At 70.3% G+C, this 17,422-nt stretch carries 16 protein-coding genes; 6 read left to right on the top strand and 10 right to left on the bottom strand.

Annotated features, from left to right (window positions below; all coding sequences use genetic code 11):
- Nucleotides 1-19: 19 nt before the first annotated feature.
- From otnC to ACYQ1K_RS03930, 7 genes are all read right to left on the bottom strand, one after another.
- Nucleotides 20-691, bottom strand: a complete 672-nt coding sequence (gene otnC / locus ACYQ1K_RS03960; RefSeq protein WP_459981506.1) for a 3-oxo-tetronate 4-phosphate decarboxylase — start codon at nt 689-691, stop codon at nt 20-22.
- Complete coding sequence (gene otnK / locus ACYQ1K_RS03955) at nt 688-1,971, bottom strand: 3-oxo-tetronate kinase (RefSeq protein WP_459981505.1); 1,284 nt, start codon at nt 1,969-1,971, stop codon at nt 688-690. The genes otnC and otnK overlap by 4 nt, the downstream gene beginning before the upstream one ends.
- On the bottom strand, nt 1,968-3,806 hold the full coding sequence (locus tag ACYQ1K_RS03950) for a dipeptide ABC transporter ATP-binding protein (protein WP_459981504.1): 1,839 nt from the start codon (nt 3,804-3,806) through the stop codon (nt 1,968-1,970). The genes otnK and ACYQ1K_RS03950 overlap by 4 nt, the downstream gene beginning before the upstream one ends.
- Nucleotides 3,803-4,753 (bottom strand): ABC transporter permease, encoded by a 951-nt coding sequence (locus tag ACYQ1K_RS03945; RefSeq protein WP_459981503.1) that lies wholly within the window; start codon nt 4,751-4,753, stop codon nt 3,803-3,805. Before ACYQ1K_RS03945 ends, ACYQ1K_RS03950 begins: the two co-directional genes overlap by 4 nt.
- A 3-nt stretch (nt 4,754-4,756) precedes the next feature.
- Nucleotides 4,757-5,791 carry an ABC transporter permease gene (locus tag ACYQ1K_RS03940; RefSeq protein ID WP_459981502.1) on the bottom strand — a complete coding sequence of 345 codons (1,035 nt, stop codon included), beginning with the start codon at nt 5,789-5,791 and terminating at the stop codon, nt 4,757-4,759.
- A gap of 2 nt (nt 5,792-5,793) precedes the next feature.
- Nucleotides 5,794-7,365: an ABC transporter substrate-binding protein gene (locus ACYQ1K_RS03935; RefSeq protein ID WP_459981501.1), complete on the bottom strand. Its 1,572-nt coding sequence runs from the start codon at nt 7,363-7,365 to the stop codon at nt 5,794-5,796.
- Between the two features lie 151 nt (nt 7,366-7,516).
- Nucleotides 7,517-8,281 carry an SDR family NAD(P)-dependent oxidoreductase gene (locus tag ACYQ1K_RS03930; RefSeq protein WP_459981500.1) on the bottom strand — a complete coding sequence of 255 codons (765 nt, stop codon included), beginning with the start codon at nt 8,279-8,281 and terminating at the stop codon, nt 7,517-7,519.
- Between the two features lie 247 nt (nt 8,282-8,528).
- Here ACYQ1K_RS03930 and ACYQ1K_RS03925 point away from each other — a divergent pair, with 247 nt between their 5' ends.
- From ACYQ1K_RS03925 to ACYQ1K_RS03900, 6 genes are all read left to right on the top strand, one after another.
- Nucleotides 8,529-10,103, top strand: coding sequence for a PucR family transcriptional regulator (locus ACYQ1K_RS03925; protein ID WP_459981499.1), 1,575 nt, complete (start codon nt 8,529-8,531; stop codon nt 10,101-10,103).
- 126 nt (nt 10,104-10,229) lie between these two features.
- Complete coding sequence (locus tag ACYQ1K_RS03920) at nt 10,230-10,985, top strand: SDR family NAD(P)-dependent oxidoreductase (protein ID WP_459981498.1); 756 nt, start codon at nt 10,230-10,232, stop codon at nt 10,983-10,985.
- Between the two features lie 12 nt (nt 10,986-10,997).
- Nucleotides 10,998-11,660, top strand: a complete 663-nt coding sequence (locus ACYQ1K_RS03915; protein WP_459981497.1) for an aspartate/glutamate racemase family protein — start codon at nt 10,998-11,000, stop codon at nt 11,658-11,660.
- Nucleotides 11,661-11,770: 110 nt separating this feature from the next.
- Nucleotides 11,771-13,057 carry a flavin reductase gene (locus ACYQ1K_RS03910; protein WP_459981496.1) on the top strand — a complete coding sequence of 429 codons (1,287 nt, stop codon included), beginning with the start codon at nt 11,771-11,773 and terminating at the stop codon, nt 13,055-13,057.
- Complete coding sequence (locus ACYQ1K_RS03905) at nt 13,054-13,893, top strand: SMP-30/gluconolactonase/LRE family protein (protein WP_459981495.1); 840 nt, start codon at nt 13,054-13,056, stop codon at nt 13,891-13,893. Before ACYQ1K_RS03910 ends, ACYQ1K_RS03905 begins: the two co-directional genes overlap by 4 nt.
- Nucleotides 13,894-13,982: 89 nt before the next feature.
- A complete protein-coding gene (locus ACYQ1K_RS03900) occupies nt 13,983-15,302 on the top strand; it encodes a flavin monoamine oxidase family protein (protein ID WP_459981494.1) in 1,320 nt (439 codons plus the stop codon).
- A 145-nt stretch (nt 15,303-15,447) separates the two neighbouring features.
- Here the strand turns inward: ACYQ1K_RS03900 and ACYQ1K_RS03895 are convergent, their stop codons facing one another.
- From ACYQ1K_RS03895 to ACYQ1K_RS03885, 3 genes are read right to left on the bottom strand one after another with little or no spacing between them, the layout of a single operon-like run.
- Nucleotides 15,448-15,816 (bottom strand): nuclear transport factor 2 family protein, encoded by a 369-nt coding sequence (locus ACYQ1K_RS03895; protein ID WP_459981493.1) that lies wholly within the window; start codon nt 15,814-15,816, stop codon nt 15,448-15,450.
- On the bottom strand, nt 15,813-16,211 hold the full coding sequence (locus tag ACYQ1K_RS03890) for a cupin domain-containing protein (RefSeq protein WP_459981492.1): 399 nt from the start codon (nt 16,209-16,211) through the stop codon (nt 15,813-15,815). Before ACYQ1K_RS03890 ends, ACYQ1K_RS03895 begins: the two co-directional genes overlap by 4 nt.
- Complete coding sequence (locus ACYQ1K_RS03885) at nt 16,208-17,332, bottom strand: LLM class flavin-dependent oxidoreductase (RefSeq protein ID WP_459981491.1); 1,125 nt, start codon at nt 17,330-17,332, stop codon at nt 16,208-16,210. Before ACYQ1K_RS03885 ends, ACYQ1K_RS03890 begins: the two co-directional genes overlap by 4 nt.
- Nucleotides 17,333-17,422 lie beyond the last annotated feature (90 nt).

Genomic DNA, 17,422 nt, shown 5'->3' with positions numbered 1-17,422 from the left:
CCTCACCTCGAGGCCGCGGTCAGGGCTCCCTCGAGGGGACGCCCCCTCCTCCTGCGTTCGCCGGGTAGCGGCGCTGCAGATCCGCGACAGCCTTCTCATTCAGGTACGACGCCGAGCGTCCCTTCAGCAGCAGGTACAGCCGCGCCGTCTCCTCGATCTCCTCGACCGCGTCCACTGCGCTCTCCAGCGTCGGCGCTGCCGCGAGCGAGCCATGGTTGCGCAGCAGCAGCGCGTGCGAGTGCTCCGCCGCCTTCGAGACCTGCTCCTCCAGAGCGGTGCTCCCAGGCGCCGCGTAGTCGATCAGCGACAGCCGACCGACGCGCATGACGAAGTACGGCGTGATCGGTGGCAGCGCGTCCTCCGAAGGGAGGTCCGGCAGGCACGAGACGGCGACCGCAGACGTCGAGTGCAGGTGCGCCACGGCGGTGCGGGTCGGGTGTTGGCGATACAGCGCCCGGTGCAGGACGAGCTCCTTCGACGGCGGGTCGCCGGCGAGGTGCGCGCCGTCGATCGACGTCACCGCGAGCCGGTCGGGGTCGAGCCGGCCCAGGCACGCGTTCGTCGGCGTGATCATGATCCGGTCCTCGATCCGGATGCTGAGGTTGCCGGTGCGGCCCGGGGTCAGGCCGCGGTCGTACAAGGCAGCGCCGAGCCGGATGAGCTCGGCTCGCACAGTGTCGTCGAAGCTCACGGTCCTGCGACCTCCAGCGCGTCACGGAAGAACGCCGTCTGACCGAAGTTGCCCGACTTGAAGGCCACCCCCAACCCACGATCCTCGGCGACGATCCACGGGACGCCCACGCTGATGTCCGGGCCGATCCGTGCCGACCGCAGGGCGAGCGCGTCGGCCACCGCACCTGACGTCTCACCGCCGGCCACGATCAGCCGGCGGACGCCGAGCCCCGCCAGGGCCACACCGATCCGTCCCATCGCCATCTCGATCCGGTAGGAGAGCTCCGCGGGAGGCGACCCGGCCGCACTCGCAGCCTCCGCGGCCGCATCGTGGTCGGTGCTGATCAGCACCGGACCGTCGGCGAGACGGCCGCCGGCGAAGTCGACAGCCCGCCGCACGGCGGCGTCGCTGTCCACGAGCTCGGCGACGCCGAGCGTCAGCTTCGCGCCGTCGAACGTCCGCACCTGTTCGCGGGTCGCTCGAGACAGGCTCCCGGCCAGGATCGCGGTGGGCCCGGGCGGTGGCGTCGGGCGCTTCCCGGCCGCATCGGGTCGGTGGCCTGCGCGTGCATGGGCGGCCGCCGCGAAGGCCGCGCCGTACGCCGCACCGCCGGCGGCGAGCCGGTCCCCCGCCGTGGCCCGCGCAAGGGTGTCGAGGTCGCCATCGCGGACCGCGTCGGCGATGACATGGTGCGCGCCGGCACCGGACTCGCTGATCTCGGTCAGGAGCGCCGCGACCGCCTCCGCTCCGGCGTCCACGACGGGCAGGCCCACGAGCCCGACCGGGCGGGACGTCTGTGCGCCGAGCACGCGGCGGAGCTGCGCATCCCGCATGGGGTTGAGCGGGTGGTCGCGCAGGGGGGATTCGCTGAGCAGCTCGTCACCGACGAAGAGGTGGCCGCGGTAGACGGTGCGGCCGTTCGCCGGGTAGGCCGGGCAGTGCACGACGCGGCGGGCCCCCGACACGTCGATGAGTGCGTCGGCCACCGGCCCGATGTTCCCCCGGGGGGTCGAGTCGAAGGTGCTGCCGTACTTGGAGAAGAGCTGCTCGACGCCGACCGCGCGAAGGGCCTCTGCGGCCTCGACCGCTTCCGCGCACGCCTGGGTGGCGGGCATGCTGCGGATCTTGAGGGCGACGACGATCGCGTCGCCGCCGTCGGACGGCACCGATGAGCTGCCGAAAGCGAGGCGCGTGTCGAGCCCGCGAGCCGCGAGCGCGCTCGCGAGGTCGGTGGCGCCGGTGATGTCGTCGGCGATGAAGCCGACCGGCCGGACTCCGCCACTCACTGGCCCACTCACGGGGCCACCCCCGCGTCGGCGAATCGCGGCAGGTCGGCGAGAAGCTGCTTCGTGTACGGGTGCTGCGGGCTCGTCAACACCTCCTCGACCGGTCCGGTCTCCACCACATGTCCCTGCTCCAGCACCAGGATGTCCTGGGCGATGCTGCGAACGACGGCGACGTTGTGCGTGATGAACACCATCGTGAGGCCTCGCTCGCGCTGAAGCTGACGGAGCTGCTCGACGAGCAACGCCTGGACGGAGACGTCCAGTGCGGAGGTGATCTCGTCGCAGATCAGCAGCTCGGGGTCCACGATCAGCGCGCGAGCGACCGCGACCCGCTGCCGCTCGCCACCGGAGAGCTGCTCGGGCATGCGGTTGGCCAGGTCCGCGCCGAGCGCGACTTGTTCGAGCACCTCGTCGACCTTGCGGCGCCGGTCGGCACGCGAGAGTCGCTCGAAGAACCGCAGCGGCTCCTCGACGTTCTCCCCCACTGACAATCGCGGGTTCAACGAGGCGTGCGGGTTCTGGAAGATGTACTGGATCCGGCGCCGCTCCTCCGGGCGCCGGCTCCGGACCCGAGGGTCCAACTGCTGCCCGCCGAAGACCACCGGACCGTGCCAGGCGGCGTGCAGGCCGACCAGGCACCGAGCCAGCGTCGTCTTGCCGGAGCCGGACTCGCCGACGACGCCAAGACAGCTTCCCGGAGGTACGGTGAAGCGGACGTCGTGCAGCGTCCGCTTCGCGCCGTACCAGGCCGACAGTCCGCCCACCTCCAGGGCGGCGGACCCCGCGTCGGTCCCCCTCTCCCGCGGCGTGACGGAGGATGTCGCAGGCACCGGGCCGTTCACCGCGACCGGGTGGAAGCAGCGTGCGACATGTCCCGGGCCCATCGGGGCGAGGGGCGGCTGCGCCTCCTCGCACTTCTTCGTCGAGACCGAGCAGCGGTCGGCGAACGCGCAGCCTACCGGCCATCGACCCGGCCGCGGCGGCCGGCCTTCGATGCCGACGAGGACGCCGGCACGCTCGGGCGTCGGCGCGGCCTTCAACAGTCTGGTCGTGTAGGGATGGCGGGCGCCGCCGAAGACCGCCGCCGCCGACGCATGCTCGACGAGCCGGCCGGCATACATCACGGCGACGTCGTCGGCGATCTCGGCCACGACCGGCAGGTCGTGGCTCACGTAGACCGCGCTCACGTCGTGCGCCGCGGCGAGCCCGCGGATCGTCTGGAGGATGTGACGCTGCGTCGTGACGTCCAGTCCGGTCGTGGGCTCGTCGAGCACGACGAGCCGGGGCCGGCAGGCGAAGGCCATCGCGATCGCGATCCGCTGGGCTTGACCACCCGACACCTGATGGGGATAGCTGCGCAGCAGCTGGCGCGTGGCCGGCAGCCGCACCTCCTCCAGGAGGGCCGCCACCCGATCCTCGATCGGCTCGGTGACCTTCGCCTGATCGTGGATGCGCATCGCCTCACCGAGCTGGTAGCCGAGCGTCAGAGCGGGGTTGAGCCCGCAAGCCGGGTCTTGCGGCACGTAGGCCACGAGTTCCCCGCGGGCCTTGCGCAGGGCGGTCCGGGGCAGGTCGAGAACACTCGTCCCGTCGATGTCGACGGTGCCCCCGGCGATTCTCAGGCCCCGGCGGACGTAGCCCAGGAGGGACAGGGCGACCGTGCTCTTGCCCGATCCCGACTCCCCCACCAGGCCCATGACCTGCGCCGCACCGACCGTGAAGGTGACGTCCTGGACGACCGGCGTCCTCGAGCGGCCCAGCACGACGTCCAGGCTGTCGACGCGCAGCCGGGGTGCGGCCGGGCCGAGCCGCTGTGCCGACGGGTCCATAAGCGCTTCTCGGGTCACTTCGACTCCTCGGTCGTGACGGTGGCGGTGCCGAGCACGGCGTCCTCTGCCCGGGTCTCGCCGAGGTTGGCTCGCGCGATCGCATCGGCGAACGTGTTCGTCCCGACCGCGAGCAGCGCCAGGAGGATGGCGGGCGCGAGGACTCCCCATGGGTTGGAGGCCAGTCCGATCCGGTTCTCGTTGATCATCACGCCCCAGTCGGGGGCCGGTGGCGGGGCGCCGAACCCGAGGAAGCTCAGACCGGCGATGAGGACGATGGAGTAGCTCAGACGGAGCCCGAGCTCCACCATGAGCGGCGTGGTCAGGTTCGGGAGGACGTGCCGGCCGAGGACCGAGCGCGTCGGCACGCCCCAGACCTCCACCGCCTTGACGAAGTCCTTCTCGCAGACCGACTGGGCGGCACCGTAGATGACGCGGGCGGTCTGCGGCGCCTGGGAGAGGCCGACGGCCAGGATCAGGAGCCACCACTTCGGTCCGACCAGGCTGAGCATCAGCAACGCGAACACGAGCTGCGGGATGGCGAGCACGACGTCGACGCCGCGCATGAGCAGGTTCTCCACGAAGCCGCGGCGGTAGGCGGCGACGACGCCGATGAGGGCGCCCATGCCGACGGCGAGGGCGGTCGCCGCGAAGCCGAGCAGCATGAGGTGCTGGCCGCCGTGGAGGAGCCGCGCCAGCACGCTGCGACCCAGCACGTCGGTGCCCAGAGCGGCGCCGTTGACGCCCGGTGCCGAGAACGGCGGCGCCACGAACTGGGTCGGCGAGCCGGTGGTGAGAGGGCCGAGGAAGGCGACGGCCAGCACCAGCAGGGCGAGGGCAGCGCCGATCCGGCCGCGCCGGGTGCGCCAGGCGGCGCCGAGGACGCGGCGAGCGGCGCCGGGGCCCTTGCGCGTGACGGTCGCGGCCGGCGCCGGCCGGTGAGCGGGGATGGCAGTGTGATTCGACATGGTTCACCGGGGCGCGCGTCGGCGCGGTGTGAGGAGGAGGACGAGCAGGTCCGTGAGGATGTTGAGGGTGACGTAGAAGATCGCCAGCAGGACGACGATGAACTGCAGGACGGGGACGTCGCGGGTCTGGACGGCGCTGGCCAGCGTGAGTCCGATCCCCGGATACTGGAAGACGGTCTCGACGAGCACGATGCCACCCGCCAGGTACAGCAGGTTCAGCCCGAACACCTGGACCGCGGGGGCGATGGCGTTGGGCAGCGCGTGGCCGAACAGTAGGCGCACCGGCCCCGCGCCCTTGAGCTCGGCGACCTCGGCGTAGTCGCTGCTCACTGCCTCGATCATGGCCGCGCGCACCATGCGGAACATGTACGGCGCAGTGACGATCACCAGCGTCACGGCGGGCAGGACGATCTTGGACGGCTCATCCCAGATGCGCTTATCCGGCGGGATGATCGACACGGCCGGGAACCAGTCCAGGAGGCCGACCGAGAAGACGTAGATGACAAGGACGCCCACGACGAACTCCGGCAGCGCGCTGGCGACGAGGCTCAACACGGACGTCGTGTCGTCGAACCTGCCGTCACGTCGATGCGCGGCGATGACACCGCCGATGACGCCCAGCACGGTCGAGACCAGCGCGACTACGACGACCAGCACCGCTGAGTTCACCAGACGCGGGAACACCAGGTCGGTCACCGGCCCGCGCGTGGCCAGTGAGCTCCCGTACTGCCCGGTGACGAACTCCCGGAACCACGAGAGCAGGCCCGAGACGAGCGGCTGGTCGAGCCCGAGCTCCGCGCGAAGCGAGGCGAGCGCCTCCGGTGTCGCATGCTGCCCGAGCACCGCCACGGCCGCGTCCCCGGGCAGGACTCGGGTCGCCACATAGGTGAGGACCCCGACGAGGGCGACCGAGAGGACGCCCAGCGGCACTCGCCACGCCAGCATGTTGCGCACGGGGTGCACGGCCCGCGCCTGCAAGCTCTCTGGTGAGGGAGCCGGAGAGGGCATTGTCGTGGAGATGACCTGTTCAACGCTCATGGTCAGCTCCGGAGCCAGACGTTCTGCCAGCTGCTGCCGTTGACCGGGAAGCCGGTGATGTTCGGGGTGACGCCGCCGACGCGGGAGTTCATGCCCTCGATGCCTGGGAAGTACACCGGGATGATGTAGCCGCCCTGTTCGTAGTCGAACTTGAGCAGCTGCTGCACCAGCTCGCCACGGGCCGTCGGGTCAGCGGTCGCGACCGCCTTCTCGTAGGTGCTCTGCCAGCCAGCGTCAGTTTGGTGGATCTCGTTGAACGGCGCCCCCTTGGCCATGCCTTGCTGGGCCATCGTCAGGTAGGAGCCGACGTTCCAGAAGCTCAGCGCGAACGGGACCTTCGAGTAGGACTGGGCGAAGAATTGGGTGGGATCCTGGGTGCGGATATTGACGTGGACGCCGGCTTTCGCGGCCTGACTGGCGAACACGCTGGCGCTGGCGGTGGCGCCCGGGCCGATCGGCGAGGAGTAGAGATCGACGTGCAGGTCCGACTGCCTGGCGGCGCGCAGGAGGGACCTGGCCTGGTCCAGGTCTTGCTGACGCTGCGGGGTCGCGCCGTCGTACGCCGTATCGATGGCCCCGAAGGTGTCGTTCCCGATCGCGCCGAGACCTCCGAAGACCTGCTCGTTGAGCTCGTTGCGGTTGACGAGAAGGCGCAGTGCCTGACGCACGCGGACGTCGCTGAACGGCGCCTGGTCCACTCGCATCGTGAACGGGACGAACGCACGGGTCTTGGAGACGACGATCTTCCCGCCGGCCGACTGCACGGGAGCAACGGCCGTGGACGAGAGTTGGTCGACGAGGTCGACCTGGCCGGACTGCAGCGCGTTGATCTGGGCCGTTTCGTCGGCGAAGTTGATGATCACCAGCTCGTCGAGGTAGGGCTGCCCGTTCTGCCAGTAGCCGTCGAAGCGCGGGAACTTCGACTGCTGGCCGGGCGTGAAGGAGCCGAACCTGAACGGCCCTGTCCCGATGGGGGTCTTCGGGTCGTAGCCCTGCGGCACGATACGGGTGGCGAAGACGCCCGCGAGTCCTTCCGGGAGGATGCCGTACGGCGCGTCGAACGGGATGCGGAGCGTCCGCTCGTCCAGCACGCGTGCCGAGGCGAGGTTGATCGGGCCCATGGTGATGAGCCCGGGGAAGTTGTTCTTCTCGATGCGCCGCAGCGAGAAGAGCACATCATTGGCCGTGAGTGGCTTGCCGTTGTGGAACTCGATGCCCGGCTTGATCCGGATCGTCCACGCCGTCGCCTTCGCGTCGGGCTCGATCGACTCGGCGAGCACCATCTCGGGCTGACCGGTCTTGCCGTTCATCTGGACAAGCTGCTCGAAGAGGGCGCCGACGCGGAGGAAGTCCATCGTCGTGAGGGGGCTCTGGGCCTCGAGGGTGTCACCGGTGCCACCGGAGGTCGCGCCGACGCGGAGCGAGCCGCCGCGCCTCGGAGTGCCACCGGCTGCGCCCGTCGCTGCGGCGCCCGGTTGCCCGCCGCCTGACCCGTCGCACGCGGCGAGGCCACCGGCGGCGAGCGCGGCTAGCACGCCCGCTCCCCCGACCTGCAGGAGCCTTCGGCGGGACATCGCGCCGATGATGCTGTCAGGCGCGGGAGATCGGCGATCCGACGTCATGGCTTGCCTCCATGTTTTTTCGTGATGCTCATCGGTGAGTGCTGACGCAAGGGCAGCGCGGTGCAGCGCACGTCGCGTGACGTGCGCGCTTGGGGACGCTCCGTCAGGTGAGGTTGAGGCCGCCGTCGACCAGGAGGTCGACGCCGGTCGTGTACGAGGACTCGTCGGAGGCGAGGAACGCGATGGTCTTCGCGATCTCGGCGGGACGTGCCATGCGCCGCATCGGGATCTTCGCCACATCGCTTGCGACGCGGTCGGGTTCGGTCTTCTCGGCGTACTCGACCTGCGGCGTCCGGACGTAGCCAGGGGAGACCGAGTTGACCCTGATCCCGTGCCGGGCAAGGTTCATCGCGGCGTTCCGGGTGATGCCGAGGACGGCGGCCTTCGTCGCGACGTACGCGACGAACCCGTTCTCCGTGCCTCCCCGGTGCGCCCACGAGGACGCGATGTTGATGATCGACCCCGAGCCCTGCGCCTTCATGCCCGGCAGGACGGCCTGCATGCCCAGCAGGATCCCGGTCTGGTTGATCGCCACGACGCGGTCCCACTCGTCGAGGCTGACGTCCGCGACGGCGGCCGGCGAGCTGATCCCCCCGTTGTTGACGAGGACGTTGATCGCCCCCCACGCGGGATCGACGTCGGCCACGACTGCGGCCCATTCCTTCTCGGACGCGACGTCGAGATGCCGGTAGAGGACCTCGAGACCTTCCGCGTCGAGCCGCTCGGCGAGCGCCTCGCCCTGTTCGTCGAGGACGTCCGTCGCGATGACGCGAGCACCCTCTCGAGCGAGCAGCTCGGTGTGAGCGGCGCCCTGTCCCAGTGCCGCGCCGGTGATCAGGGCGACCTTGCCTTCCAGACGATTGACCATGCCGGGAAGTGTTGTGGCCCTCCTGACAGCCAGACCACTGTCGGCGAACATGGAACGCGGACCTGGGGTTAGATCGATACCTAGGTCACCGTGCGGCAGTGCCGGCCCGACTCGCCCGACCCGAGCTGACTTGTCGGTGCCGACAAAGGCGAGCGGTTGATCTATGTCGTCACACGAAGTCATGTGCCGCCCGGCGGGGGTACATTCGTGCGATGAGTGGTGCTCCGATGACCGCAACCGGCCTGCCATGAGCGTCGAGCTTCCTGCTCCGAGCACCGGGCCGGCGATCGAAGGCACGCGCCGCCCCCACGCCGGCCACGGCGGCGTCACCGTCCGCGATCTCGTCGAGCTGCGCTATCTCCAGGCCACGCTGCTCGCCGGCGAGGCGGGACTCGACCGTCGAGTCTCCTGGGCCCATGTGAGCGACGCGTTCGACCCCTGGAACTGGCTCGAGCCTGGCGACCTCGTGCTCACCTGCGGCTACATCGTTCCGGCGGACCCGGAGGCGCAGGTCCTCTTCGTGGAGAAGATGGCCGCGGCCGGGCTGAGCGGGATCGTGATCGGCGAGGACGACCGCCGTCCACACCTCTCCGCCGAGATGTTCGCCGCGGCCGACCGCGTGGGCTTCCCGCTCATCGACGGCGCGCACACCGTCGGCTTCGCCCAGTACGTGCGTTTCGTCGCGGCGGCCAACGCCCGCGGGGAGGACCAGTCGTTCACCCAGATCGCCCGGGTGCACGGCGAGGTGATGGCGAGCCTGCGTGAGAAGCTCGCCGGCACCGAGTTCGTCGACCGGCTCAGCCGCGTGGTGGGCTGCACGCTGCACGTCGTCGACCCGGAGATGTGGGAGCCGCTGATCCGCGGCGGCGGCGTCCCCGGGCGTGAGTGGAAGGTCGCCTACGACGACGAGGTCCGCCGGTCCTCCGGCCGCGCGCCGTTCGTGATGAACCTGACCGTCGGCGACCGAACGGCCCTGACGATGCCGATCCCCAGCGAGCGCTCGGCGTGTCTGATCGCGTTCCCGGACGGTGGCTCACGTCCGCGGCTGGCGGTCCTGCAGCAGATCGCCGCCGCGTGCGCGCTGGAGATCGGCCGCGTCACGGAGGCGGTCGAGCGGACGCGCAGGTCGGGCGCGGGACTGCTGAACGACGCGTTGAACGGCCGCCGCGAGCCGGCGGTGCTGTCCGCTCTCTTCCAGGAGCGCCGCCTGCAGGGCGACCTGCGCGCGCTGGCGATCGACGGACGTCCGGCGGCGGTCGACAGGCTCGCACGCCGCTGGCTCATCCGCGGCATCCCCTTCCTCCTCGGGGAGATCGGCCAGGTGGCCGTCGCGGTGGTCAGGGCCGACGACGTCTCGCAGGCCGATCTCGAGGAGCGCACGACACTCGAGCGGTGGCGTGCCGGGCTGAGCGACCCGTTCGTGGGGACGGGCAACCTCGGCGACGCCATCCGCCAAGCACGGTGGGCGCTGGAGACCGTGAGCCCCGACGGCTCGGCTCTCGCGGCCTACGGCGATGGGAGCCCGTCCTTCCTTCCCCGCACCCTCGCCGAGTCCGAGCTGACGGCCGACCGGGTGCTCGGCACACTCATCGAGTACGACCGCGAGCAGGGCACCGAGCTCATCAAGACGCTACAGGTGTACCTGGAGTGCGACCGCTCGCCGAGCCGGGCCGCCGACCTGCTCTTCGTCCACACGCAGACCGTCAACTACCGGATCTCCCGGATCCAGGAGCTGACCGGTCGCTCGATGCGGTCCACCGGAGACGTGAGCGAGCTGTGGTTCGCGCTCAGGGCGCTGGCCCTCTCCCAGACCACGCCGTGACCCCGGCCCCGCGCCTATCCCGGGGTATGACTCCCGATGTCGGTGTCGTCACCGGACACAGTGGGCAGGGCCGCGCGCCGCTGGCATGCTGCCGCGGGTGAGCACGGCAGGCGAGAGGAAGCATTCATGAGCACGAGGTTCGACGGACGCAGCGTGATCGTCACTGGGGTCGCGTCCGGTCTCGGGAGCGCCTTGGCGCAGGAGTTCGCCGCCGAAGGCGCGCTCGTCCTTGGCTGCGACGTCAACGACGACGCGGGAGCCGCGGTGATGGAGGACATCGGTGTCTACCGCCACACCGACGTCTCCAAGGAGGCGGAGGTCGAGGCGCTCGTCGACGACGCCATCCAGCGCTTCGGGCGGCTCGACGTCATGGTCAACAACGCCGCGATCCAAGTCGAGCAGGAGCTGGCCGACACGACCGAGGAGCAGCTCGACCGCGTCCTCGCCGTCAACCTGAAGGGCCCGTTCTTCGGCTGCAAGCATGCGATCCGCGCGATGCGCGGATCGGGCGGCGGTGCGATCGTCAACGTCGCCTCCGTCGTCGCGCTGGCCGGCGACCCGATGCTCGCCGCCTACGGCGCCGCGAAGGGCGGCGTGCTCGCCATGACCAAGTCAGCGGCCGTCAAGTACGGGCGCGAGAGGATCCGATGCAACGCCGTGTGCCCGGGCGACATCCAGACCCCTCTCGTCGAGGCGTACTTCGCCGCCGCCGAGGACCCCGCCGCCCTGCGCGCACAGGCCGAGGGCGAGTATCCCCTGGGCCGGATCGGCCAGCCGCGCGAAGTGGCACGCACCGTGGTCTTCCTGGCGTCGGACGACGCCAGCTTCGTCACCGGCGAGGCGCTCGTCGTCGACGGCGGCGTGCTCGCCGAGATCTACTGAACGGAGATCCCCATGCAGAAGCTCGGCATCATCCACACCGTCTCCGGGCTCGCGCCGACGTTCGCGGACCTGGCCGGTGAGCTCCTCCCCTCCGTCGACCTCGTCGTGATCGCCGACGAGCTGCTCCTCAAGCGGACGGTTCGCGACGGGACCGTCGACGACGTCACGCGCGAACGGCTCCGCGGGCATGTCGCAGCGCTCGCCGACTTCGGCGTCGACGGCGTGCTCGTCACCTGCTCGTCGGTCGGGGGGCTGGTGGACGAGCTCGCGTCGGAGGCGGACGTCCCCCTCTGGCGGGTCGACCGTGCCATGGCTGAGGAGGCCGTCAGGTCGGGCGCCACGGTCGGCGTGCTCGCTACCCTCCCCACGACGCTCGTGCCGACCACCGAGCTCGTCGAGGCCGCTGCGTACGAGAGCGGACGTGTCGTCACCGTCGTCCCACGGCTGTGCGAGGGCGCCTTCGAGGCGCTGGGCCGTGGCGATGCCGCACGGCACGACGCGATCGTCGCCGAGGACCTCGACCATCTGGCCGCGGAGGTCGACGTGGTCGTGCTCGCCCAGGCTTCGATGGCGCGGATCGCGGCTGCCCGACCGGCCGGCGGCACCCCCGTGCTGTCGAGCCCGCGGCTCGCGGTGGAGCGGCTCGCCGCGTGCGCGATCGTCGCGCCGGCGTAGGTCGTCGCCGAGTCCCTATACGGAGCGATGAGGACCGCGCCCACGATGGTGCTCCGGACCAATGGTGTGGGGTCCCCCGCAGCGACCACACTCGTGGCGTGGAGGCAAGGATGACACAGATCCGCAGGACCCAGCCACGGAGCTGGAGCGCCATCGATGCGACGCGGTACCGCGAGGTGATGGGGCATTACCCCACTGGTGTCGTGGTGGTCACGGGCATCGCTGACGACGGTGAGCCGGTCGGCATGGTGGTCGGCACCTTCGCCTCAGTCTCCCTCGATCCGCCGCTCGTCTCCTTCATGCCGACGCGGGCGTCGGAGACGTTCCAGCGGCTGCGGACGGCGTCGTCGTACTGCGTCAACGTGCTGGCCTTCGACCAGACTGACGTCTGCCGGACCATGGCGACGAGGCGGTCCGACAAGTTCGACTCGGTCGCCTGGAGTGCCTCTCCTCTCGGCGCTCCGATGCTTGACGGCGCGGTCGCGCACATCCACTGCGTCCCCAGCTCCTCGATGGAGGCGGGCGACCACTCCATCGAGATCTGTGAGGTCACCGCGATGGAGGTCGAACGCCCGGTGGCCCCGCTGCTCTTCTTCCAGGGTGGCTACGGAGGCTTCTCACCCCGCACCATGAGCGCGAAGACCGAAGCCGACCTCATCGCCGCCGTGCGGTTGAGCGAGGTGGCCCGACCCCAGATCGAGCGACTGGCACGCCGGTTCAGGTGCGAGGCGGCGGTTCTGACGGCGGTCGACGACGAGGAGCTGATGACCACGGCATCGGCGTACAGCGGCGATGCCGAGATGCGGGAGCCGATTGGTCAGCGGATCCCCCTCGTTCCACCCATCGGGGAGACCTACGTGGCCTGGGCCGGCGGGGCGGTGGTCGAGCGCTGGCTCGCGCGGGCCGCCGACCAGTCCGAGGACGCGCTGGACAAGCACCGGCAGCGCCTGGAGTCGGTCCGCGCGCACGGTGTGGCGATGGCACTGGTCGACCGCGAGGGCGGAAGCGGGTACGCCGAGCTGCTCGCTGCCCTGGCGGAATACTCCGCGGGTCCGCTGACACCTGCCCGTGCACGAGCGGTCCGCGCGGTGATCGCCGAGAGCGGCTCCTTCTACGACACCGTGGAGCTCGACAAGGCGGCGACCTACGACCTGGGCAGCCTGAGCGCCCCCGTCCGGAACCCCGACGGGTCGGTCTCGCTGGTCCTTCGCCTCATGCAGCTCCCTGCCGGCGCCTCCGCCGCCGACGTCCACGAATGGGCGCAGGCACTCACGGACGCTGCCGACGCGGTCGCCCGTCGCCTGAATGATCAGGACCGTTCGGGACTCGACGAGTATCTCGAATGGTTCCGGGCGGAGTTCCCCATCGGCTTGCGCGACGAGCCCGCGAGCCGATGAGCAGCGAGATCCCCGCGTCGGTGGTAGGACCCGGCCTGCGCACAGTCGTCGGAGGCCTTCAGCACGCCGAGGGCGTGTGCTGGTCTCCAGTCGATCAGATGCTCTATGCAGGTGGCGAGGGCGGCCAGCTCTACCGGTTCGGGCTCGAGGGCGGGACCTTCGAGACGGTCTGCACGGTGCCCGACGGCTCCATGCTCGGCCTGGCCCTCGACGGTGAGGGCGCGGCGTACGTCTGCGATGTCGGCAACGGCTGCGTCCAACGCATCACGGCCGACGGGCACGTCAGTCAGTACGGCGGCGAGATCGGCTACCCGAACTTCCCGGTCTTCGACGGCGACGGTCGGCTCTGGGTCTCCGACTCCGGAGACTGGGGTCGCGCGAGCGGAGGCATCGTGCGCATCGACCCCGACGGCGCCACACAGCGAGTGCTCGACGGTCTGCACTTCGCGAACGGACTCGCGCTGCACGGTGGCTGGCTCTATGTCGTCGAGTCGACATGGCCGCGGGTCATCCGTGTCCCGCTCTCGGGCGGTGTGCCGGAGCCGGTCGTCGTCTTCGACCGGGCCGTCCCCGACGGTCTCGCGTTCGATGCCGAGGGCGGCCTGTGGATCGGCTGCTGGCAGCCCAACCGTGTGTATCGGCTCGATCCGGATGGCACGCTCGACGTCGTCGTCGACGACTGGTCGGGCGTCTACGCGCCGACGCCGACGAATCTCGCGTTCGCCGGGCCCGAGCTCGATGTCCTCGTGCTGGCCTCGCTCGGGACGCTGACCGTCAACGCCTGCGACCCAGGAGTTCGCGGGGCGTCTCTTCACCTGCCCGTCGGGCTGGGCTGAGCAGGACAGCTGAGCGCGACAGCCGAGCATCACCTTGATGAGGAAGACGACCGCCGACGTGGCCGTTGAGATGAGAGGTAGGACCGTAGATGAATGAGGAGACGTACGACGCGTTGGTGATCGGCGCGGGGTTCGCGGGGCTGACGGCCGCCCGCGATCTGGCGAAGGACGGCAAGCGGGTCCTGATCGTCGAGGCGCGGGACCGCATTGGCGGCCGGACCTGGTACCGCCCCTTCGCCGACACCGACTTCCGCATCGAGATGGGCGGCAACTGGCTCGACACCGAGGGCAACGCCGCACTCATGGCGGAAGTCGAGCGCTACGGGGTCGCGCTCGACACGAGCCCGCAGGCCGAGCACCATGTCTCCCTGCTCGACGGGGTCCTCAGTCACGCTCCGTGCCCGATCAGCCGTGAGGACGAGATCGGCCTGCAGCGTTTCGTCGAGGAGGTCAGCACACAGGTGAAGCGGATCGACCCGTCGCTGCCGCTGGACACGCAGGACGTGACCGACCTCGACGTCCCGCTCGACGCCTACATCGACGGGTTCGGGCTCTCGAAGACCCTGACGGAGCTCATGGGTGCCTGGATCCGTCAGGAGACGGGCTGCCACCTGTCGAAGATCTCCGCCCTACACCTGATGACCTGGATCCCGCTTCTCGACGGTGACGTGCTGGCCATCGGGCACACGCCGACGCACCGTTTCGCCTCGGGCACCATCGACCTCCTGCAGCGGATGCTGGACGACTCAGGTGCCGAGCTGCGTCTGTCGACACCCGTCGAGGCCGTGTCCCAGACGGGCGACCACGTCGAGGTGCGGACCCAGGCAGGCGAAGTGCTGCGCGCGCGGGGCGCGGTGATCGCGCTTCCCCTGAACTGCCTCAACGACCTCAGCTACGACCCGCCGCTCTCGGAGGGAAAGGCCGCCGGCGCGGCGATCGGCCAGTTCGGCGCCGCCAAGAAGCTCTGGGCTCTCGTCACGGACGTCCCGCCCAAGATCCTCGCGATCGGCGAGCACGACGAGCCGATCGATGTCTTCTTCACCGACTACCCGGCGGACGAGACGGACCTGGGCGGCGACCTCATCGTCGGCTTCTCGACCCAGGAGCGACCCCTGGACATGCTCGACCGTGTCGACGTCGAGGCCGCGGTCCGTCGGTTCGTGCCCGAGGCGGCCGTCTTGAAGGTCGACGGGCACGACTGGCTCGCCGACCCCTACGCCAAGGGCACGTGGTGCACGCCTCCCGCCGGACTGCTGTCGAGGTACGCCTCGGCACTGCAGGCGACCGAGGGGCGTCTGGTGTTCGCAGGGTCCGACATCTCACACGCGTTCCGCGGGTGGATGGAAGGCGCGGTCAGGACAGGCGCGCTCGCTGCGGCGCAGCTCTCCGAGATCATGGCCGACGACTGAACGGCCCGCGAGGCGCCCGTCCCGTTGATCGGGGCGGGCGCCTCGTGCTGTGTTCCCTATGGCTGCTCGCCACCGGTCGCCGACGCTGGGCAACGCGAAGGGGCCGCGTCCACCGGACGCAGCCCCTTCTTCGACGACGATCTGCTCAGCCCGTGACCGGGACCGGCGCATCCTCGTAGTAGCGGACGGAGGTAAACACCCCGTCGGCGATCTCGACCAGGCAGATGCCGTCCAGCGTGCTCCGGCCTCCTTCGGTGTCGGTCAGGTAGGCGCGGAACTCGAAAGCCGCCGACGAGGCGCCGTCGCCCCACTCGTTGAGGATGTCGATCTCGAGCTCGGGGAACGAGCGGTAGAAGTCCTCGGTCAGCTCCCTGATGGCGGCGTGACCCTTCTGCGGGGCCTGGCCGGCGGGGTGGAACGTCGCGTCCGGGTGGAAGTAGGTGACGAGGGTGTCGACGTCGCGCCGGCACTCGGCGTCCCAGGCAGCGGTCTGGAGGTCGCGGGCTTGGCTCATGAGGGTGTTCCTGTCGTGGTGGGGGTGACGGTCGGCGCCGTCCAGATCGTGTAGACCTTGCGCACGGTCTCGCGGATGTCCCAGGTCCCGCGCCAGCCGTCCGGAGCGACGAGCACGACGCCCGGTCTGATCTCGTGGACGGTTCCGTCGGCGCTGGTGATGGTGCCCTTGCCGGCGACGAAGTGCATCAGCTCCGAGTCGCCGCTGCGCACGGAGTCGAAGCGACCGGGGGTGCACTCCCAGACGCCCGTGCGCCCATTCGCGTCACTGTGGAACACGTGCACCGACTCCACCGGCGTGCCGGCGAGGGCGGGCGTGCGCGGGCCACGGGGCGTCAACGTCAGCAACTCCGGGGAGGCGTCGTACACGATCCCGGGGGCTGTGTCGCCGGTCATGCGTGCATGACGGCGCGCGCGCCGAGCGTGGCGATCTGAGGGGCGACCTCGCGTCCGAGGAGCTCGAAGTGGCGCCGGTAGGGCTCGGGGTCCGAGCTGTAGTCGTAGGTGAAGGACAGCAGGGCGCCGATGCCACCGAGGTCGTCGTCGAACCGGGCGATCTTCTCGACGACGGTGTCGGGAGAGCCGACGATGAAGAAGTGGTCGACCATCCACTCGAGCGTCAGCTCGTCGATCGTCATGCCGGGGTCGAGCAGCAGCTCGCCGAGCGCGTAGGCCTTGCCGCCGCGGTCGCGGACCGCACGGAACGTGGGGAGCACCAACTCGTCCCAGGTCCGTCCAGCGGGCCCTTCGAGGAACAGGCGGCGCGCCGCCTGGTCGGTCTCGGCGACGAAGACGTCGCGCATGATGCGCCAGTTCGCGCGGTTCGGCGCGTGGCCGGCGCCGATCGCCGCGGCCTCGTAGGTCTCCCACTGGCGGCGGAGGGCCTCCATGCCGACCTGCTGGCTCATCGGCGAGAAGCCACGCCGACCGGCGTCCGCGAACGTCGGCGAGGTGGGTTGGACGCCGGTCATCACGACCTCCGGTCGCGGGCCCTGGAAGGGCTTGAGGTGCGGGCCGTTCCACTGCTCGGAGTAGTCCGGCATGTCGACGGTCCAGAACTCCCCCTCGATGCGGAACGGACCGCGGCGAGTCCAGATCGCCTCGATGATGTCGATCGCCTCGTCCATCATCTTCGCGTTCCCCGGTCCGACGCCGAAGAGCTGCCCGTCGGTCGGGAAGGAGCCGGGCGCGAAGCCCGCGATGTAGCGGCCTCCGGTCATGTGGTCGAGGTACATGAGTCGGTGCGCCAGAGCGACGGGGTTGTGGTACGGCAGCAGGTGGGCCGCGGCGCCGAGCCGGAGCCGTCGCGTCTCGCGTGCCGCTGCCGCGATCATCAGCTCGGGCGCCGGGCTCGGCTCGTGGCCGATCGTGTGGTGCTCGGCGAAGTAGAGCTCGTGCAGGCCGTACTCATCGGCCCAGCGGGCGACCTGGAGGTCCCACTCGATGACCTCCTGCAGCGTGCGACGGCCGGCAACGTACTCCTGTGCGTACGGCGGGCTGAAGAGTCCAAGATCCATGACTTTGTCCGATTCTCTTTCGGTGCGGGCGATACCGTCCCAACATCGGGCAGTGCAGGAGGCCCCCACAATTGCCGCGAGCCGCAAACG

This window comes from Nocardioides sp. AN3 (assembly GCF_054653495.1).
This window is presented reverse-complemented; position numbering and strand designations above follow the sequence as displayed.